18 protein-coding genes and 1 riboswitch are annotated in these 19235 nt (G+C 35.2%); of the genes, 8 read left to right on the forward strand and 10 right to left on the reverse strand.

Annotated features, from left to right (window positions below; translation table 11 throughout):
• Window positions 1-89 precede the first annotated feature (89 nt).
• Both guaA and coaA read right to left on the reverse strand, forming a co-directional pair.
• On the reverse strand, window positions 90-1643 hold the full coding sequence (gene guaA / locus HMPREF0446_RS06995) for a glutamine-hydrolyzing GMP synthase (RefSeq protein ID WP_006703195.1): 1554 nt from the start codon (window positions 1641-1643) through the stop codon (window positions 90-92).
• Window positions 1644-1819: 176 nt separating this feature from the next.
• A complete protein-coding gene (gene coaA / locus HMPREF0446_RS07000) occupies window positions 1820-2743 on the reverse strand; it encodes a type I pantothenate kinase (protein WP_006703193.1) in 924 nt (307 codons plus the stop codon).
• Between the two features lie 168 nt (window positions 2744-2911).
• Here coaA and mvk point away from each other — a divergent pair, with 168 nt between their 5' ends.
• Genes mvk through fni form a run of 4 tightly spaced genes read left to right on the forward strand, consistent with a single transcriptional unit; the run spans window position 2912 to window position 7172 of the window.
• A complete protein-coding gene (gene mvk, locus HMPREF0446_RS07005) occupies window positions 2912-3940 on the forward strand; it encodes a mevalonate kinase (protein ID WP_006703192.1) in 1029 nt (342 codons plus the stop codon).
• Between the two features lie 12 nt (window positions 3941-3952).
• Window positions 3953-4978, forward strand: a complete 1026-nt coding sequence (gene mvaD / locus HMPREF0446_RS07010) for a diphosphomevalonate decarboxylase (protein WP_006703191.1) — start codon at window positions 3953-3955, stop codon at window positions 4976-4978.
• A gap of 2 nt (window positions 4979-4980) precedes the next feature.
• Window positions 4981-6093 carry a phosphomevalonate kinase gene (locus HMPREF0446_RS07015; RefSeq protein ID WP_006703190.1) on the forward strand — a complete coding sequence of 371 codons (1113 nt, stop codon included), beginning with the start codon at window positions 4981-4983 and terminating at the stop codon, window positions 6091-6093.
• On the forward strand, window positions 6090-7172 hold the full coding sequence (fni, locus tag HMPREF0446_RS07020; protein WP_006703189.1) for a type 2 isopentenyl-diphosphate Delta-isomerase: 1083 nt from the start codon (window positions 6090-6092) through the stop codon (window positions 7170-7172). Before HMPREF0446_RS07015 ends, fni begins: the two co-directional genes overlap by 4 nt.
• Window positions 7173-7462: 290 nt before the next feature.
• On the opposite strand, the gene HMPREF0446_RS08520 is transcribed toward fni, so the two are convergent.
• From HMPREF0446_RS08520 to HMPREF0446_RS07055, 8 genes are all read right to left on the reverse strand, one after another.
• Window positions 7463-7657, reverse strand: a complete 195-nt coding sequence (locus tag HMPREF0446_RS08520) for a hypothetical protein (protein WP_020991425.1) — start codon at window positions 7655-7657, stop codon at window positions 7463-7465.
• A 21-nt stretch (window positions 7658-7678) separates the two neighbouring features.
• Window positions 7679-8668 carry a YeiH family protein gene (locus HMPREF0446_RS07025; protein WP_006703188.1) on the reverse strand — a complete coding sequence of 330 codons (990 nt, stop codon included), beginning with the start codon at window positions 8666-8668 and terminating at the stop codon, window positions 7679-7681.
• 71 nt (window positions 8669-8739) lie between these two features.
• On the reverse strand, window positions 8740-9624 hold the full coding sequence (gene rsmA / locus HMPREF0446_RS07030; protein WP_020991426.1) for a 16S rRNA (adenine(1518)-N(6)/adenine(1519)-N(6))-dimethyltransferase RsmA: 885 nt from the start codon (window positions 9622-9624) through the stop codon (window positions 8740-8742).
• A gap of 4 nt (window positions 9625-9628) precedes the next feature.
• Window positions 9629-10180: a ribonuclease M5 gene (gene rnmV, locus HMPREF0446_RS07035; protein ID WP_006703186.1), complete on the reverse strand. Its 552-nt coding sequence runs from the start codon at window positions 10178-10180 to the stop codon at window positions 9629-9631.
• Entirely contained in the window at window positions 10177-10959 is a 783-nt protein-coding gene (locus tag HMPREF0446_RS07040) for a TatD family hydrolase (RefSeq protein ID WP_006703185.1), read from the reverse strand. Before HMPREF0446_RS07040 ends, rnmV begins: the two co-directional genes overlap by 4 nt.
• Window positions 10960-10980: 21 nt before the next feature.
• A complete protein-coding gene (locus HMPREF0446_RS07045) occupies window positions 10981-11619 on the reverse strand; it encodes an MBL fold metallo-hydrolase (protein WP_006703184.1) in 639 nt (212 codons plus the stop codon).
• A 167-nt stretch (window positions 11620-11786) separates the two neighbouring features.
• Window positions 11787-12296 carry a QueT transporter family protein gene (locus HMPREF0446_RS07050; RefSeq protein WP_006703183.1) on the reverse strand — a complete coding sequence of 170 codons (510 nt, stop codon included), beginning with the start codon at window positions 12294-12296 and terminating at the stop codon, window positions 11787-11789.
• A gap of 5 nt (window positions 12297-12301) precedes the next feature.
• Window positions 12302-12348, reverse strand: a riboswitch (PreQ1 riboswitch).
• Window positions 12349-12460: 112 nt separating this feature from the next.
• Window positions 12461-13597, reverse strand: coding sequence for an acyl-CoA dehydrogenase family protein (locus tag HMPREF0446_RS07055; RefSeq protein WP_006703182.1), 1137 nt, complete (start codon window positions 13595-13597; stop codon window positions 12461-12463).
• A 169-nt stretch (window positions 13598-13766) separates the two neighbouring features.
• On the opposite strand from HMPREF0446_RS07055, the gene HMPREF0446_RS07060 reads away from it, so the two are divergent.
• The 4 genes from HMPREF0446_RS07060 to HMPREF0446_RS07075 all read left to right on the forward strand — a co-directional run bounded on the left by HMPREF0446_RS07060 (window position 13767) and on the right by HMPREF0446_RS07075 (window position 19212).
• Window positions 13767-15554 (forward strand): glycerophosphoryl diester phosphodiesterase membrane domain-containing protein, encoded by a 1788-nt coding sequence (locus HMPREF0446_RS07060; protein WP_006703181.1) that lies wholly within the window; start codon window positions 13767-13769, stop codon window positions 15552-15554.
• 220 nt (window positions 15555-15774) lie between these two features.
• Window positions 15775-17397, forward strand: a complete 1623-nt coding sequence (locus HMPREF0446_RS07065) for a fibronectin-binding SSURE repeat-containing protein (protein ID WP_020991427.1) — start codon at window positions 15775-15777, stop codon at window positions 17395-17397.
• Window positions 17398-17467: 70 nt separating this feature from the next.
• Window positions 17468-18166 carry a response regulator transcription factor gene (locus tag HMPREF0446_RS07070; protein WP_006703178.1) on the forward strand — a complete coding sequence of 233 codons (699 nt, stop codon included), beginning with the start codon at window positions 17468-17470 and terminating at the stop codon, window positions 18164-18166.
• Window positions 18163-19212: a sensor histidine kinase gene (locus tag HMPREF0446_RS07075; protein ID WP_006703177.1), complete on the forward strand. Its 1050-nt coding sequence runs from the start codon at window positions 18163-18165 to the stop codon at window positions 19210-19212. The genes HMPREF0446_RS07070 and HMPREF0446_RS07075 overlap by 4 nt, the downstream gene beginning before the upstream one ends.
• Window positions 19213-19235 lie beyond the last annotated feature (23 nt).

The following is a 19235-nucleotide window of genomic DNA, read 5'->3' on the forward strand; positions in this document are numbered from 1 at the left end:
TATATTTCTTTATAAAGAATTTTATTAAAACAACATCACTGAATCCCAGTATTCCCATTAATTTATATACTGTAACCTATTTTGTACCGTTACTCCCACTCAATCGTAGCAGGTGGTTTACTTGTTATATCATACACCACTCGGTTTACATGTCCGACTTCGTTCACAATTCTTGCACTGATCGTTTGTAAGACTTCCCATGGGATGCGAGCGAAGTCACTTGTCATACCATCGATACTTGTCACTGCACGAATGCCGATTGTGTAATCGTATGTTCTTCCATCTCCCATTACTCCGACACTGCGGATTCCTGGTAAGACTGTGAAGTATTGCCATACGTCTCTTTCAAGTCCGTTTTTAGCAATTTCTTCTCTTAAGATGGCATCACTTTCTCGTACGATTTCTAGTTTTTCTTCGGTTACTTCTCCTAGTACTCGAATGCCTAGTCCTGGTCCTGGGAATGGTTGGCGCCATACGATTGAATCTGGCATACCTAATGCTGTTCCTAAGGCACGGACTTCGTCTTTGAATAGTGTGTTTAGTGGTTCAATTAATTCAAACTGCATATCTTCTGGTAGTCCTCCCACATTGTGGTGAGACTTAATGGTTTGAGCTGTTTTTGTTCCGGATTCGATAATATCTGTATATAAAGTTCCTTGTGCTAAGAAATCCACATCCGTTAATTTTGCTGCTTCATCATCGAATACATAGACAAATTCATTTCCAATAATTTTACGTTTTTGTTCTGGATCACTAACACCTTTTAGTTTGGATAAGAAGCGTTCTTGGGCATTCACTCGGATAATATTTAAGCCAAATTTTCCCGATAAGCTTTCCATTACTTGGTCACCTTCGTCTTTTCTTAGTAAACCGTGGTCTACAAAAATACACGTTAATTGGTCGCCGATAGCTTTTTGTAGTAGGACACCTACAACGCTTGAGTCAACTCCGCCTGATAAACCTAATAATACTTTTTTATTGCCAACTTTTTCGCGAATTTTTTCAATTTCCATCTCGATGAAGTTTGCCATCGTCCAATCACCTGTTGCACCACAAATATTGAACACAAAGTTTTTCAACATATCATTTCCATGAATACTGTGACGTACTTCTGGATGGAATTGCACTCCATAAATATTTCGTTCTGGATTTTCAAATGCTGCAAATGGTGTATGCTCATTTGAAGCTGTTACAGTGAACCCTTCTGGGATAGCTGTAATTCTGTCACCATGACTCATTAAGACTTCTTCTGAAGCAGATAATCCTTCGAAAATTCCTGAATCTGTATTAAATACTTCTACTTTAGCAGGACCATATTCTCTTGTCGGTGAAGATTCAACAGTTCCTCCAAATAAATGAGTTGTCAACTGCATTCCATAACAGATTCCTAATACAGGAATTCCTAATTCAAAAATTGCAGGATCTACTGTAAAAGCTCCTGATTCGTAAACACTATGAGGTCCTCCAGAGAAAATAATCCCTTTTACATTGCCATGCTTTTTGATTTCTTCTGCCGTAATATCATTATGAAGTAACTCACTGAATACACCAAACTCACGGATACGACGTGTAATCAGTTGGTTATACTGACTTCCAAAATCTAACACAATAATTTTTTCTAACGAAGTGGTTCTTGTTGACATAAAAAGCCTCCTTAGTTTTATTACCTATATTGTATCAGAAAATCACGAAAGTTACCTTAAATATTTATAAAATTCGTTCGGATTTTTATTAAATTTTCTCATTTTTCATGTGTTATCCTTCTATTCCAAAAAAGAACCCACAGAGACGTCTATCCTGCGAGTTCTTCTTCCATTCTTTAGTATTTTTTCACTTGGACATAGTCAATATGATGTCCGTATGTTTTATGCAAAATAAAGTCTGCACGTCCTTTTGTTGGTAAGATGTATTCCTTTAGATTCTTCAAATTCGTTTTTTTCCATACATCTTTTGCCATAGCGATGGCTTCTTCTCGGTCTCCAATCGCAAACTGGTAATAAAAATTATCGGGCTGAGTTTTTGCTCGTTCCATTAATAATTCAAAACGTTCTAAATACCATTTTTCAATGAGATTTTCTTCTGCATCAACATAAATCGACCAGTCAAAGAAATCACTCACGTAAATTTCTCGATTTGGCGGTAATTGTAATACATTAATTCCTTCCACGATTAAAATATCTGGTGGATAAATAACTTGTTTTTCATTTGGAATAATGTCGTAAATTTCATGAGAATAAACAGGTGCTTCAACAGCTTCTTCTCCTGTTTTAATATCCAGTAAGAAATTCACTAATGATTCCATATCATAACTTTCTGGGAATCCTTTGCGATGTAAAATTCCTTTTTCCACTAAATCCTTTGTTGGCCATAAAAATCCATCCGTTGTCATCAATTCAACGGTTAATTCTGGATATTTTTGTTGGAGCATTGTTTGCATTAAACGTGCTGTTGTACTTTTCCCAACTGCTACACTTCCTGAAACTCCAATAATAAAGGGAACTTTCTTCTTCGGTTGTTTTAAGAAATATTGTTCTTGTTCATGAATTTGTCCATGTTTTTGATAATAGATATCAAAGTAATCTAATAAGGGTGCATATACTTCTTGTACGTCAATTAATGAAATTCTATCATTCAATGATGTTAAATGTTCTAATTCTTGTAATGTTAATGCTAAGTGATGGGCATTTTGATATTGTTTCCATTCATCTCGGCTAATATGATAATACGTCGATGTGTCTGTCACAACGATTCTCTCCTTTTGTTGAATTCCTTTTCTTGCGTATTTTACCATAGTTTTTTTAGTATGACTAACGATTGTGTCTTTAAATTTCCTTTAAATCCTCGCTTGTTCGTTTACACCTTTAGTGGTTTTTAGTATGATAAATAAGAGAAATTATGAAGGAGTTTTATCATGGAATATACAACAGCTTCCGGTATGGGACAGTCTACTGGAAAAGTCATTTTAATGGGGGAACATGCAGTCGTCCATCATCAACCTGCGATTGCCATTCCTTTTTCCGGTGTATCAGTTCAAGCAAAAATTCAACCAAGCTCTCATCCACTAAGCATTCATTGCGACTTTTATAGTGGATTAGCTTATGAAATGCCGGAAGTATTGAAAAGTTTAAAATTTACAATCCATGAAGCATTGAAACAAATTGAACAACTTCGTCCTGAATTAGGAATTACGCCTACTACTCGTTCGTATTGGAATAATGGGAAAGTAGAAAAAGGAGAGGCATCCTTCGTACAAGCACCTTCTATTGAGATTACGATTACTTCTTCTATTCCTGCAGAACGTGGCATGGGATCAAGCGCAGCTGTTTCAGTAGCGGTAGTGAGAGGATTGTTTGATTATTACAATGTTCCTTTAAGCGAACCATTATTATTCGAAATTGTACAAGCTTCTGAAAAAATCGCTCATGGAAATCCAAGTGGTATTGATACCTCAACGACTAGTGGAAAAGAAGCTGTATTTTTTATAAAAGGAGAAGCTTTACAACCTCTGTCTATTCAACTAAAAGGTACTTTAATTGTGGCAGATACGGGTATTACAGGACAAACACTAAAAGCTGTTCAAGCTGTACAAGAAAAAATCCAACAAGAACCTATTTCTACTCAAAAAATCATTGAAGAAATTGGAGAACTAGTACATACTGCTAAAACTTGTCTAGCAAAAGGAGACGTTCATACATTAGGAAGTCTTTTAACTCAAAACCATACACTTCTTCAACAATTAGAAGTATCAAACGAAACGTTAGACCATCTTGTTCAAACGGCTCTTGAAAATGGAGCGATTGGTGCCAAAATGACAGGTGGAGGACTAGGTGGCTGTATGATTGCTCTTGCAGCAAGTCTCGAAGAAGCACAAAAAATTGCTGTAGCTTTACAACAAGCCGGAGCTGTACAAACATGGATACATTCATTTTCCAATGAATAAAAAGGAGCTTATATGAAAACAACAGGAATTGCACGTGCGCATACAAATATTGCACTGATTAAATATTGGGGAAAAAAAGATAAAGCATTATTTCTTCCAATGAATAGTAGCTTATCCCTCACATTAGAGGCTTTTTATACCGATACAAAAATTACTTTAGATAAAACTTTAGAAAAAGATGAATTTTATTTAAATAATGTTTTGCAACAAGAAGCTGAAATACAAAAAATTTCAAAATTTTTAGATTTATTCCGTATCCCTGCAAAGGAAACACGATTTGCTCGTATTGAGAGTTATAACTTTGTTCCTACTGCAGCTGGTTTAGCAAGTTCTGCTTCAGCTTTTGCAGCTTTAGCAGGAGCGATGCATCAAGCAATGGGATGGGATTTATCAAGAAGTGAATTATCAACATATGCTCGTCGTGGAAGTGGAAGTTCTACGAGAAGTTTATTTGGTGGCTTCGTTGAATGGAATCAAGGAACGAATTCAGAAGATAGTATGGCAATTCCGATTGACGATGCTTCTTGGGATATTGGAATGCTCATCGTCGTTGTTAATGGTGCTGCTAAAAAAATCTCTAGTCGAGTTGGAATGGAACAAACAGTTGCCACTTCTCCTTTCTATCCTGCATGGGTAGAAAGTGCAAAAACTGATTTAGAAGAGATTAAAATAGCCATCCAAGAGAAAAACTTTACTCGAATGGGAGAAATTGCCGAATTTAACGGAATGAAAATGCATGCGACAATGCTTGCAAGTCAACCTCCATTTTGTTATTTTGAACCAGATAGCCTGATTGCTCAGCAACAAGTCGTTTACTTACGTGAAGTATTAGGAATTCCTGCTTATTACACAATGGATGCTGGTCCGAATATAAAAGTGCTTTGTAAAGCGAGTGATTTAGACAAAGTCCGTGACCATTTCGAACAGTATTTTGCTTCTGAAAAACTTATTACCTCTCATCCAGGAGAAGCAATGAGAACTTTAACAGAAGAAGAATGGCAAGAAAGCATTCAACATTTCAATCAAAAAGGATTTTAACTATGAATATACAAGCTACAGCTCCTGGAAAATTATTTATCGCTGGTGAATACGCAGTCGTTACTCCAGGACAACCGGCACTCATTGCAGCGGTCAATCGCTATTTAACGGTTGACTTAACTCTTTCCCTTGAAGAAGTTGGAACAATTTATTCCACTCAACAACCGGATTTGACGCTTCATTGGAAAAGAAAACAAGGACTTTTACAAATCATCGAAGAAAATCATCCATTTACCTTGATGACTACTGCGATTGAAGTTGCTGAAACTTATGCGAAACAACGAAACTCTTGGAATGAAGAACTCTATCATTTAAAAGTCACAAGCCAATTAGACGATGTTCACTCGAATATCAAATTTGGTCTCGGCTCTAGTGGAGCTGTCGTTGTCGCAACTATTGACGCTATTTTACAGTGGCATCATATTCCTGTTGAACCTCTACTCGTTTATAAATTAGCAGCTATTACGAATACTCTTCTCGGCAGTAACGGTTCCTTAGGAGATATTGCTTCCAGTGCCTTTGGTGGCATCATTTTATATCAGCGAATAGATACAACATGGATCAAAGAACAATTGCAACAGCATTCCATTGCAGAAGTTGTCAACAAAGAATGGACAGGCTTAGTCATTCAACCATTATCTTTACCAACAACTCTAAAAATGCTTGTTGGATGGACAAAGGAAAAAGCCGACACTTCTTCGTTCGTATCATCTGTCACTCATACAAGAACGCAAGCAGAAAAGGATGCGTATTACCAACAATTTTTAAAACAAAACACAACCATTTTAAACCAGATAACGACTGCTTTAACAGAAGAAAATACAGAAGCATTTCTACAAGGAATTACGGATAACCGAGCTCTCTTATTAGACTTTGCTAAAGAGATGAATATCATCCTCGAAACTCCATCTCTTACAAAACTTTGCCAAATTGGGCTTCAAGAAAATGCTAGTGCCAAAACTTCTGGAGCTGGCGGAGGCGATTGTGGAATTTGCTTTATTACAAAACCTCAACAAGAAGAATCCATTACGACCCAATGGGAAAAAGCTGGTATTCTTCCACTAAACTTAGAAATAGCCCCTACAAAAGGTGCTATTAGAAAGGAGCTCTCATGACACAAGCCTATACACAACAAATGAAAAGAAAAGATGAACATGTGGGGCATGCGACTCAACAATATCAATCACAGTCGCATTTAGAATTACGACAAACTCGTTTTGTCCATCATCCTCTATCTGAAATGGCTGTAGATGAAGTTTCTCTTCAAACAAAAATGGCAGGATTCACTTTAGAAACTCCATTTTTCATTAATGCGATTACTGGTGGAAGTCCTCGAACAACTCTTATTAATCAACGACTAGCGCAATTGGCGCATGAAACAGGAATTGCGATGGCAACTGGATCGATGAGTATTGCCATGAAAGACCCTTCTACTGCAGAAAGCTTCACCATTATTCGAAAAGAAAATCCTAACGGAATTGTATTGGCGAATTTAGGAGCACATTATACCGTTGAATCTGCTAAAAAAGCAATTGACCTTATTGAAGCAAATGGGATTCAAATTCATGTGAATACGTTACAAGAATTAGTGATGCCAGAAGGCGATCGCTCTTTCCATCATTGGTTAAAAAATATTGAGGAAATCGTCTCTCATGTAGACGTTCCTGTTATTGTTAAAGAAGTCGGATTTGGATTTAGTAGAGAAGCCATGCAAGAACTAATCAATATCGGAGTTCAAACGATTGATATTAGTGGACGTGGAGGCACAAATTTTGCAGCCATTGAAAATGCTCGAAGAGAAGATACTTTATTTGATGAATTAGAAGACTGGGGACAAACAACGGTTCAGTCCTTAGTAGAAGGTTATGATTTACCTTGTGAACTCATTGCTTCTGGGGGCATTCATTCACCATTAGATATCGTAAAATGTCTTGCACTAGGAGCAAGTGCTGTAGGAATGTCTGGAGAATTTTTACACTTAATTCGCCCACAAGACTCCCTCCCAACAGCCATTCAAACCGTTAATGACTGGAAGAATCAATTGAAGAATATTTACACCTTATTAGGCGTTTCAAAAACCGAAGCATTACGTCAAACAGACATCATTCTTCCACACACAACCGCTCACTGGTGCAACGCCCGCCACATAGACTGGACAACCTTCGCAAATAGAAAAACAAAGAACTTTTCATAATAGCAGAAGCAACTAAAACCGCACTAGCAGTTTTAGTTGCCGGAAAATTTGAGACCTAGGATCAAATTTTAGCAATGAGACTCGCAAGTCTGCCATCGTCCGTTGCTACTTCAAAAAGTAAATAGAAAAACAAAAAAATTGTCATAATAGCACAAGCAACCAAAACCGCAATAGCGGTTTTAGTTACCGGAAAATTTGAGACCTCAGGCTCAAATTTTAGCCATGAGATTCGCTTTTGCGAAGCTGCTGGCGTCCGTTGCTACTCATAACAATTTTTTTGTTTTTCTATTCTACGACACAAATAAGAAATGAATGATTCTTAATAGATAGGCGAAAAATCCGATTATCAACAAGCAAATCATCACCACATGCAAATAAACTCCAACCATCGAAGTATTTACAAACGATTGAACCGCATTTACTTTCGTAAAAATCAAAATATAAATCAAACCTATCCAAAATCCTAAACTTAATAGGCGCTTCATAAACTCTCCTTTATTCAGGGATTACTTCATTACAAAATATTGAATAAATAAACTAGTCGCTCCTACCACAAACCAAGTTGCCAACCCTGTAGCAATCGGTTTAGCTCCCGCTTCACGGAAACTCTTAAATGATACTTGGCAACCAATTCCTGCTAATGCCATTGCCATTAACCATTTAGAAGCTAATTTTGCATATGGGATAAATTCTTTAGGGAAAATTCCCACACTTGTCACAACAGAAGCAACTAAAAACCATAAAATAAACATTGGGAAAATTTTCTTCCAATTTACAGATTCCCCAGATTTCTTTTGACGTCTTGCCTCAATAAGTGACAAAATTAAACAAGCTGGTAAAATCATTAACGCACGGGTTAATTTTACAATGGTAGCAATATCCCCTGCTCCACTACTATAACTATAACCAGCTGCGACGACACTTGAAGTATCATTAATTGCTGTCCCTGCAAATAAACCAAATTGTGCATCTGTCATTTGTAACACATGTCCTAAAAACGGGAATAAGAAAACTGCAATAATATTAAATAAGAAAATCGTTGAAATCGATAAAGCAATTTCTTCATCATCTGCTTTAATAATTGGCGAAGCTGCTGCAATTGCAGAACCTCCACAAATGGCTGTCCCAAATCCTACTAATGTTCGTAAATGATCAGACAAGCCTAACCATTTTCCTACAAGAGCTGCTGTTAAGAAAGCTGCCACAATCGTAACAAGCGTTACTTGTAAAGACTCTAATCCTGTTTGTTGCACTTGAGCAAATGACATTGTAAACCCTAATGCAATAATCGAATAATGTAATAATTTTTTAGCGGAATAATTAATTCCTGGTTTAAAATCACTTGGTAATGTATAGAAATTACTTACTAACATCCCAAAAATAATCGCAAATACCGCACTTCCAATAACCGGCATTACATCTCCTAAAATAACAGCTAATACTGCTAATCCAAAAGTTAATAAAATTCCTTTACTTCGTTGAACCCATTGTTCCATTTTTCTCCATCCTTTCAAAAACAATTACACACAAATGTATCACGTCTTCGTTCTTTTTCCGTGAACAATTGTTACTCTCCTACAAATTGTTGTAATTGATTGGATAAGGCTGCAAATTCTTCAATGGTTAGTGTTTCTGCTCGACGATTTGGTTCAATCGAAACAGAGTCCAATGCTTCTTGAATTTGTTCTTTTGTTAGTTTTCCTGGCACATAAGCTTTTACCAAATTATTCCATAATGTTTTTCTACGTTGGACAAAACTATTTTTTACTAAATCAAAGAAGAACGCTTCATCTTTCACTGTTACTAGAGGTTCTTCTCTACGTTCCAATACTAAAATGGCTGAATCTACATTTGGTGCTGGATTAAAAACTGTTTTAGGAACAATAAATCCGATTTTGGCATGGCACCAATATTGAATCGCCACCGTTAATGAGCCATAAGCTTTTGAATTTGGTTGAGCCGTCATTCTTTCTGCCACTTCTTTTTGCATCATCATTGCAAACCCATCAATTGGTAAGCCTGATTCTAAGAGATCCATAATAATCGGTGTCGTAATATAATACGGCAAGTTTGCAACGACTAGTAATCTCTCCTCCACATCGAAGTGTTCTTGAATCACTGTTTCTAAATCAACTTTTAAAATATCTTCATGAATCACAGTGACATTATCATGATCTGATAAAGTATCTTCTAATACTGGAATTAAACGTCCATCAATTTCAAAGGCTAACACTTTTTTAGCAGCTCTTGCTAATCGTTGCGTTAATGCGCCAATCCCTGGCCCAATTTCAATGACATTTGTTTCCTTATTAACATCTGCCACATCTAACATTTTCGTTAAAATATTCGGTTCAATCAAAAAGTTTTGCCCTAAACTCTTTTTCACTTTTATACCATGGCGTTCCATAATTTCACGTGTTCGAGTCGGTGTAGCAATATCTTTTTCAAACATCTTTTTAGCTCCTTTCCTGTACAATTTGTACCGCATTTCGTAATTGTTGCTCTGAAATGCCAAATAATTTCAATCGTTTCGTTAATTGTTTTCCATTCGTATGTCCAATTCGTAATTCTTTAGACACTTCTTTTCTTAAATAAGACGAGTGAGGATAGCCAATTAGTTCTAGTTCTAAAATCACAGATTGAGAAATCTCTTCTTGAAGGTCTGCTACTGGCTTATACACATGCTCCAATGCTTTTTGAATACTTTCATCGCTAGCATGTTCTACTCCAAGACTTTTATGATTCGTTTTTCGAACGGCTTCTTCTCTTTCAATAAAAGCATGACTTACCGTCGGAATCGCTTCTTGAATAATCGAACGAATTCTTTGACCTGGATAATCTGGATCTGTAAACACAATGACTTCTCGAATTTCACTTGCTTTTTTAATTAATGCAAGTGTTTCATCATCAATAGCTGAACCATTCGTTTCAATCGTTTCAATTTCTGGAAAAACTTCCTTTAATCGACGAGTGTCATCTCGCCCTTCTACTACTATAATTGGATTCATTTTAATCCTCTTTCTTCAAATTGAAATAGCTTCATTGCATTTGCTGTCGATGCTTTAGCAATTTCTTCCCAAGCCATTTCTCTTTCCTTAGCAATTGTTTCAACAACATAGCGAGTATAGCCTGTTTCGTTTCTCTTTCCACGATACGGAACAGGAGCCAAATAAGGGGCATCTGTTTCTACTAAAAAACGATCTAGTGGAACGATTTTCGCACACTCACGAACTTGAGGAGCATTTTTAAACGTCACAACTCCACTAAAAGAAATATGCATTCCTAAATCTAAGAAGCGTTTCATATATTCCACATCGCCATTATAACTATGCATTATTCCACCGATATCTCGAATATCTTCTTCTTTTAAAATACGATAGCAATCTTCTGTCGCATCACGATTATGAATGACAATCGGTAATTTCATTTCTTTAGCAATGGCAATTTGACGACGGAATACTCGTTCTTGTTCTTCAGGTGTAGAGTCATCCCAGTAATAGTCTAATCCCATTTCCCCCATTGCCACTACTTTTGGATGGGTTAATTGTGTGATTAATGTTTTCTCAATTTCTGGTGTATAGGCATGTGCTTCAACCGGATGCCATCCTACAATCGCCACTACTTCTTCAAATGTTTCACTTAATTGGAGAGCTTTTTCAATCGTTGGTGTATCAAATCCGACAACCGCAAAACGAGTAACGGCTAATTCCTTTGCACGTTTAATAACTTCTGCTTCTTCTCCTTCGAATTGCTCTACATTTAAATGTGTATGTGTGTCAAAAATCATTTTGAATTCTCCTACTGAGTTCTATCTAGTTGCTCCATTTAAAAACGGATTACTTGCAATTTCATCTTGTAAAGTTGTTGGCTCACCATGTCCTGGGAACACAACTGTATTTCCTGGTAATGGTAATAAATAACGTTCGATTCCTTCCATTAATGTCATATGACTACCATATGAGAAGTCGCTACGTCCTACGCTACCTTTAAATAAAACGTCTCCTCCGATCACAAATCCATTATCTTTGAAGATAAAGACTGTACTACCTGGAGAATGTCCTGGAATTAACGCTAATTCAGGTTCAAAACTTCCAATTTTCCATTTTCCTAATTCTGCCGGATAGTATCCGTCAGCAGGCTCTACCGTAATATTTTCGTTTGAATATAATGAACGATTGAAATCTGTATTCGTTAAAAATTCTTTTTCAATTTCATTCATATACATTGGAATATTGTATGCTTTTCTTAATTCATCTACTGCTCCAATGTGGTCTCCATGCGCATGTGTTAACACAATCGCAATTGGCTTCAATCCTTCTTCTTCAATTAATTCTTTAATATCCTCTGCTTGTGCACCTGGGTCAAAAATTAATGTTTCTTTATTTTCATCAATTAAAAAATACACGTTCTCTTGTAGGCGTCCTACTGTTAAACTTAATAATTCCATTGAAATTCCTCTTTTCTGATTCATAGTCTACTATAGTTTAGATGCTTTTATGCTTTTTTACAAGTCATGAGGTTACGAAATGCCTTTTTTAATCAACAAACCAGCAACTTTTTCCACAACAATAAAAGGCATACCCGATTTCTCGAATATACCTTTTAAAACATAAATTATGCATTCATTTGTTTTGTAAAACCAATTGCTTTGTCGGCTACTAACATGACTGGAATTCCCACTAGCATAACGACAATTTCACCAACAAAAGTTTCAAAGTAGCTTAACCAAAATGGTAATTCTAATACAAGTTTTAACTCAATAGCTACTAAGAAAATCATCACACTAAATACGATGGATAATAATAACATTTTGCCTTTTAAATCTTTAGCAAATCGGAACACGAATGAACCAATCACTAAAGATAAAATAGAATGTCCTAAACCAAATACTAAATCATACACTCCTAAACCAGAGCTAGACATAAAAATAGTATTGGCTAAAATAACACCCGCAATGATCCCATACCCATACTTTTTATCAAAGACAAATAAATGGTTTAACATTTCTGAAATACGGAATTGGATATTCCCAAAAGACATAAAGGCAAATACTGTTGTAATTACCACATATAATGCTGCTACAATCGCATTGATAATCAATACTTTTACATTGTTTTGTTTCATTTCTTTTCCTCCTAGTTTTTTGAATCGAGGGATGGTTGCGAACCTCGAGCGTTCAAAACGCCACGAACGATTATACTATAAACCTCTTAAAAATACTAGGATTATCCTAAGTGAACCATTGAAAGAGAAGAAATTCAAACAAAACTCATTCTCCTGCCAACTAACTACACAATAGGTCCTAATAAAATATTTGCCCATGCATCATGAAGAGATTCTTGATCAGATGGTTGGAATAAACCAGCTAATACATCACGATATAAGCGTGAAAGTTCTGTTGTATTATAATAAGAACTTCCTCCACTAGCACGTACAATTTCTTCCACTGCCTTTTTAGACACTTCAACCGAACGATTTTTAATTGATGATAAACGTGGTAACCAAATAAAGCTATATTCTTCGCTTGATTCCAATGTTTGACTTAATTCATTAATTTGTGGTTGAATGCCATCTAAAATAATAGCTGCTTCAGCAATTCTCCAACGAATATTTTTATCTTGAGAATACGGCGCATCATTCGATACAGAATGACGAGTTTTTACCGTCTCAATTCCGATTTCTAACGCACGTTTTCCAATTCCATGGTAAGTAGCTGCTAATAAAATTTCAAAATAAGCAAAAATACCAAACACAACTGGATCAAAACTTGGACCAGGAGCTACTTTTGTTAAAATTTGCTCTTCTGCAGCATAAATACCTTTTAATTCGACAGTATTTGATTGAGTTGCTTTCATTCCTAATGTATTCCAATCATCTTTTACTTCGAATGTTTCTGCATCAGGTGTTAAATAAGCAAAGACAGACAATGGAGATTCTCCAGAAGTATCTGACCCAAATGAAACTAATTTATCGCAATACTTTCCCATTGATAGGAAAACTTTTTTTCCATAAAAACGATAGCCTCCATCTTCTTGTGGCTCCGCTTTTGAAATTGATCCAAATAAAACTCGGTCATTACTTGGTTCAGAAATACCAAACGCTAATAACTTCCCATCAGCTGCATCTCGTAAAATTTGTTCACCCTTCTTATTGCCAAATCGAACCATATGTTTGGCTAACCCAACAATAATTTGGTGCATATTAATCCCAAGCGCTGTTCCTGGTGCGGCCATTGCTAATCTAGTTTGTTCTTGGGCGATTTCTTGAAGAGATAAGCCATATCCCCCATATTCTTTTGGCACAAAAGCTTTATAATACCCTGCTTCTTTTAATGCCTCATAATCTTCCTTTGGCCACGCATTTTCCAAATCATATTGTGCTGCTCTTTGATGAATTTGTTCGAGTAATTCCTCTGATAAAAACATAAAACCCCTCCTAATAAAATCATAACTACGCTTTAAGTATACGGCAATCTTCCTCTTGTTACAATGAAGAAAGCTTGCATCTTTCTTAAGGACTTCTTTTGCAAATTTCTACAAGAATTTTCTTATAATCTGTGCTACAATATTCTCAATCTTTCTATAAGGAGGCTTTATGGAAAATCAAACTTTACCTGTTTGGAAAACCGTTCGATTCGTATTGAATAATTTATTTTCCAACAAAATTATGTATGTTCGAAATGCTGCCTTCTTACAATTTTTTGTATCCTTTGTTGGCTTTCGAATTTTATCAACCTTATTTAAAGGCATTATTTTTTTATCGGGGCAAAGTAATTTTAATTTCAGCAATATGAAATTATTCTTCTCCTCACCCATTATTATTTTAGCGTTTATTGCGTATTTATTTGCCGTCATTTTATTTGTCTTTATTGAATTTTCGATTCTTACCTTTATGGTTTATGGAACGATTTCTAAAACACATTTCTCATGGCGAACCAGTTTAAAAAATGCATTTGGAGAAGTGAGAGAGTTTTTTAGCCCCCAATTTATTTATTTCTTATTGTATTTATTAACACTATTACCTCTAGGAAAATTTGGAATGACTTCGTTTTTAACCGAACAATTGTATATTCCAAACTTTATTACAGAAGAAATTCAAAAAACGACTGCTGGAGCTATCGGTTCTATCCTTTTATTTGTAGTACTAGCATATTTTCATCTTCGATTCATTTATGCTATTCCACTACAAATTTTGACGAACCATTGTTTTTTAGAAAATCTGAAAACAAGTTGGTCTCTCACAAAGAAGAAATTATGGAGACATATTGGTATCTTCTTACTTGTTGAAATCGTCCTATCCCTTATCGGATTTTTAGTGACGTTTATTCTTACGATTACTTTAGGCTACTTATCTTCTATAATGGATAATGTCTTTATTGTAACAAGTTTATTTGTCTTATCGAAACTAGTTATTTTCTTTATGGCAATTTATACAAAAATTGCGCTTATTATTATTTTAGTAAAACTAGCAGATGATCAAGATGCTGTAGATGTAACAATCAAGCATCATATTCCTGAAATTCCTTTTAAAAGTACCATTATTACAGTGGCTGCTTTTATTGGTTTAACGATTTACTATTCTAGTGAAGCTATTACAAAATATCACTGGGAAAACTCTTCGTCAGCTGCTATCATCGCTCACCGCGGATTTACCGAATACGGAGTAGAGAATTCTCTTGAGGCATTAGAAGCTGCTGCAAAAGAAGGTGCTGATTATGTCGAAATGGATATTTTACTCACAAAAGATAATCGCTTTATTGTCATGCATGATTATAATTTGAAGCGACTAGCGCATCTCAATAAAAAAGTAAAAGATATGACTTATGACGAACTCGTTGGACTTCCAATTTACCAAAACGGGTATGAAAGTCACATTCCTTCTTTTGAAGAATTTGTTGCAAAAGCAAAAGAGCTCAATGTCAAACTACTCGTTGAATTAAAACCACATGGTTTTGAAGGAGCTGACTACACCGACCTCTTTATTGCAAAAATGAGAGAATTAGGTGTTGACCAAACTTATAAAGTAATGTCTATCAACTTAAACGTTATTGAAGAAATTGAACGAAAAGCTCCTGAGATGGACACCGGATATGTCATTCCGCTCCAATTCGGTGGATTTGGAAACCCTGCAGTAGACTTTTACGTGGTAGAAGATTTCTCTTACCATGACTTAACAACTATTGCTGCTCAGCAACAAGGTCATGAAGTTTATGTTTGGACAATTAATGAACCAGACGAAATTAATAAATATCTTCATAGTTCCGTTTCAGGCATCATTACTGACCACCCTGATATTGCAAAAGAAGAACAAAAACACTTACTCGAAGAAAGTACTCCTGTCGAACGTGTGTTAGATGCTATTAATGTTAGTGTGAAAAAATAAGAAAAAGGAATTAACATGCATATACTTTGTTAATTCCTTTTTTAGTTAGAAAAACTCCTATTCTATTCTCTAAATAAAGTTATTCCAGCATTATTTCTACTATTTTTTTCGTATATAAGTATTTCATAACGGATATTTAAGAATTATTTTAACTTTTCATTATACTCACTTTATTTTTACCTCTTATAGTAAACACATACAAAACTTAGGAGGTTTTACTATGAAAAATAATGTTCATCAAAATTATACTCGTTGGTCAATTCGTCGTTTAAGTGTCGGTGTAGCATCCGTCGTCGTTGCTAGTGGATTTTTTATCCTTACCTCTCCAGTACAGTCTGTTCTAGCAAATGAAGTTGCTGCTACACCGGTTTCTCAAACGAAAGCCGAAAAAAGTCAAAAGGACAAACAAGAGGATGTGAATCAACTTATCAATAAAGCAGTTGATACAGCTTTAGCTGCACCAAAAGAAACTACATCTCAAAGCAGCAATAACAAACCAGCTGTTGAAAATAAAGGAGATGCTGCAAATACTCCAAAAGAAGTCTCAGAAAATAGAGCTGCAACTCCAGCTGAAACTACTCCTGTTACTTCACCTCAACAAGTAAAGGATTCCGTAGCAAATAATATTAAACCAAACACTGAAGTACCTGCTAGCTATCTTGAAAAAGCGAATGTTCCTGGACCTTTCCTTGCTGGGGTTAACCAAGTAATTCCTTATGAAGCTTTCGGTGGTGACGGTATGTTAACTCGTCTATTACTTAAATCTTCTGAAAATGCACCTTGGTCTGATAATGGAACTGCTAAAAATCCAGCATTACTTCCTCTTGAAGGTCTTACTAAAGGTCAATATTTCTATGAAGTAGACTTAAATGGAAATACTACTGGCAAAGAAGGACAAGCTCTTCTTGATCAACTTCGTGCTAATGGTACTCAAACTTACCAAGCTACTGTTAAAGTTTACGGTAATAAAGATGGTAAAGCTGACTTATCTAATGTTGTTGCTACTAAAAACATTTCAGTTACCTTAAACGGCTTAACTCCTGCTCAAAAAGTAAACGAATCTGTAACGAACAATATTAAAGCTCAAACTGAAGTACCTGCTAGCTATCTTGAAAAAGCAAATGTTCCTGGACCTTTCCTTGCTGGGGTTAACCAAGTGATTCCTTACGAAGCTTTCGGTGGTGACGGTATGTTAACTCGTCTATTACTTAAATCTTCTGAAAATGCACCTTGGTCTGATAATGGAACTGCTAAAAATCCTGCATTACTTCCTCTTGAAGGTCTTACTAAAGGGCAATATTTCTATGAAGTTGACTTAAACGGAAACACTACTGGTAAAGAAGGACAAGCTCTTCTTGATCAACTTCGTGCCAATGGTACTCAAACTTATCAAGCTACTGTAAAAGTGTACGGTAATAAAGACGGTAAAGCTGATTTATCTAATGTTATTGCTACACGTGAAGTTCGTATTACTTTGCATAAAGAAAGCATGGCAACCAATCAATCTTCTTCAACTACAAATACTACATCTACAATGAAAGAAGAACATGCTGCAAAAGATGAGATGAAACCAACAACTATGGAGCACTCTCAACAAATGAATTCTAAAACAATGGAACAAGAAACAGCTAAAAAAGAAGAGCTTTCTACTCCAATGATGAAACAACAAAAAGAAGAAGCAAAAGAAATGAAAAAGAATGATTCTATGAAGAAAGAAAATAAAGCTACTCTACCGGTAACAGGAGAAACTACTACAAACACTTCTGCTTTAGGAGCATTCTCAGCTGGATTAGCATTCGTTCTAGGAATCTTAGGATTAAAAGCTAAAAAAGAAAGAATCTAAGTTTAATTCCCCTAAAAATAGTGTTATACTGAGCAAAAGTATAGCACTATTTTTATCAAAGGAGTCTCTAATGGAAAAAACAATATTACTTGTAGATGATGAGTTTGAAATTACAGATATCCAAAATCGTTACTTAGCACAAGCCGGTTACACGGTTTTTGTAGCTCATGATGGAGTTGAAGGATTAGAACTGTTTAAAAATAAATCCATTGATTTAATTATTACTGATATTATGATGCCCAAAATGGATGGATATGATTTTATTAGTGAAGTTCAATATTTATCTCCTGACCAACCGTTTTTATTCATCACAGCTAAAACAAGTGAACAAGATAAAATATTTGGTCTAAGCATGGGGGCTGATGACTTTATTACAAAACCTTTCAGCCCTAGAGAACTTGTACTTCGAGTAAATAATATTTTTAGAAGAATTTATCGAGGTGGAAATCCTACTCAAGTACAATTAGGCAATCTAAAATTAAACCACGAAACGTATGAAGTTTATGTCGACAATCATCTACTCAACTTAACGGTAAAAGCTTTTGAACTTTTATGGCTTTTATGCAAAAATCCTGAACGAGTTTTCTCTAAAACAGAATTATATGAAAAAGTTTGGCAAGAAGAATTTATAGATGATACGAATACACTAAACGTTCATATCCACGCTTTAAGGCAAGAATTGTCTAAACACTCTAGTTTACATACTCCAACGATTAAAACCGTATGGGGTTTAGGATATAAAATTGAAAAACCAAGAGGTTCATTATGAAATTAAAAAATTATATTATTATTGGTTATCTTATCTCTACTACGTTAACCATACTCGCTGTTTTTTGGGCAGTTCAAAAAATGTTAATTGAAAAAGGAGAAATTTACTTTTTGATAGGAGTTACATTATTCGCTAGCTTCATTGGCGCTATGATTAGTTTATTACTTCTATCACCAATATTCTCTTCTCTTAACGAACTTAAAAAGAAAGCAAATGATATTGCCAATAAAAATTTTAATGATTCCGTCAATATTAAAGGTCCAATTGAATTTCAAGAATTCGGAAAAGCTTTTAATCATATGTCAGACGATTTAAAAAAATCCTTTGATTCACTAGAAGAAAGTGAGAAAGAAAAGAGAATCATGATTGCTCAACTTTCCCATGATATAAAGACTCCCATTACTTCGATACAAGCAACCGTTGAAGGTATTTTAGATGGAATCATTACTCAAGAAGAACAATTTCATTACTTAACAACGATTAACCGTCAAACGGAACGATTAAATAAATTAGTAGAAGAATTAGATGATTTAACGCTTAATACACAAGAAACAGAGGAGCATCCTCAAAAAAATGAAGTGATTTTCTTAGATCAGTTATTAGTTCATGCGATGAATGAGTTCCACCTTTTAATTGAGCAAGAAAACAGAGAAATTAATATACAAGTTCTACCCGAATCTGCTAAATTTATGAGCCATTACGATAAATTGTTACGTATTCTAGTCAACTTATTGAATAATGCTTTTAAATACTCTGAACCTGGCACACCAATCAATGTTAAAGGTACATTAGAAGATAACATTCTCACAATTAGTGTATCAGATAAAGGAAAAGGCATTGATGCTAAAGAATTTGAACATATCTTTAAAAGACTCTATAGAGTTGAAAGCTCAAGAAATATGAAAACTGGAGGTCATGGACTTGGTCTAGCCATTGCTCAAGAATTAGCTCATCAACTGGGCGGAAAAATTACTGTTCAAAGTCAAAAAGAGGTAGGAAGTACCTTCATCCTTTCTATCCCATTTGAAAATAAAAATTCTAAATAAGAAAAAGGAATTAACGTACCAGG

This window comes from Granulicatella elegans ATCC 700633, from assembly GCF_000162475.2.
Taxonomy (GTDB): domain Bacteria; phylum Bacillota; class Bacilli; order Lactobacillales; family Aerococcaceae; genus Granulicatella; species Granulicatella elegans.

Excerpts from the sequence above, each read along its gene's own strand:
- guaA (WP_006703195.1), bottom strand. The coding sequence starts at position 1,643 with ATGTCAACAAGAACCACTTCGTTAGAAAAAATTATTGTGTTAGATTTT.
- mvk (WP_006703192.1), top strand. The coding sequence starts at position 2,912 with ATGGAATATACAACAGCTTCCGGTATGGGACAGTCTACTGGAAAAGTC.
- mvaD (WP_006703191.1), top strand. The coding sequence starts at position 3,953 with ATGAAAACAACAGGAATTGCACGTGCGCATACAAATATTGCACTGATT.
- HMPREF0446_RS07015 (WP_006703190.1), top strand. The coding sequence starts at position 4,981 with ATGAATATACAAGCTACAGCTCCTGGAAAATTATTTATCGCTGGTGAA.
- fni (WP_006703189.1), top strand. The coding sequence starts at position 6,090 with ATGACACAAGCCTATACACAACAAATGAAAAGAAAAGATGAACATGTG.
- HMPREF0446_RS08520 (WP_020991425.1), bottom strand. The coding sequence starts at position 7,657 with ATGAAGCGCCTATTAAGTTTAGGATTTTGGATAGGTTTGATTTATATT.
- HMPREF0446_RS07025 (WP_006703188.1), bottom strand. The coding sequence starts at position 8,668 with ATGGAACAATGGGTTCAACGAAGTAAAGGAATTTTATTAACTTTTGGA.
- rsmA (WP_020991426.1), bottom strand. The coding sequence starts at position 9,624 with ATGTTTGAAAAAGATATTGCTACACCGACTCGAACACGTGAAATTATG.
- rnmV (WP_006703186.1), bottom strand. The coding sequence starts at position 10,180 with ATGAATCCAATTATAGTAGTAGAAGGGCGAGATGACACTCGTCGATTA.
- HMPREF0446_RS07040 (WP_006703185.1), bottom strand. The coding sequence starts at position 10,959 with ATGATTTTTGACACACATACACATTTAAATGTAGAGCAATTCGAAGGA.
- HMPREF0446_RS07045 (WP_006703184.1), bottom strand. The coding sequence starts at position 11,619 with ATGGAATTATTAAGTTTAACAGTAGGACGCCTACAAGAGAACGTGTAT.
- HMPREF0446_RS07050 (WP_006703183.1), bottom strand. The coding sequence starts at position 12,296 with ATGAAACAAAACAATGTAAAAGTATTGATTATCAATGCGATTGTAGCA.
- HMPREF0446_RS07055 (WP_006703182.1), bottom strand. The coding sequence starts at position 13,597 with ATGTTTTTATCAGAGGAATTACTCGAACAAATTCATCAAAGAGCAGCA.
- HMPREF0446_RS07060 (WP_006703181.1), top strand. The coding sequence starts at position 13,767 with ATGGAAAATCAAACTTTACCTGTTTGGAAAACCGTTCGATTCGTATTG.
- HMPREF0446_RS07065 (WP_020991427.1), top strand. The coding sequence starts at position 15,775 with ATGAAAAATAATGTTCATCAAAATTATACTCGTTGGTCAATTCGTCGT.
- HMPREF0446_RS07070 (WP_006703178.1), top strand. The coding sequence starts at position 17,468 with ATGGAAAAAACAATATTACTTGTAGATGATGAGTTTGAAATTACAGAT.
- HMPREF0446_RS07075 (WP_006703177.1), top strand. The coding sequence starts at position 18,163 with ATGAAATTAAAAAATTATATTATTATTGGTTATCTTATCTCTACTACG.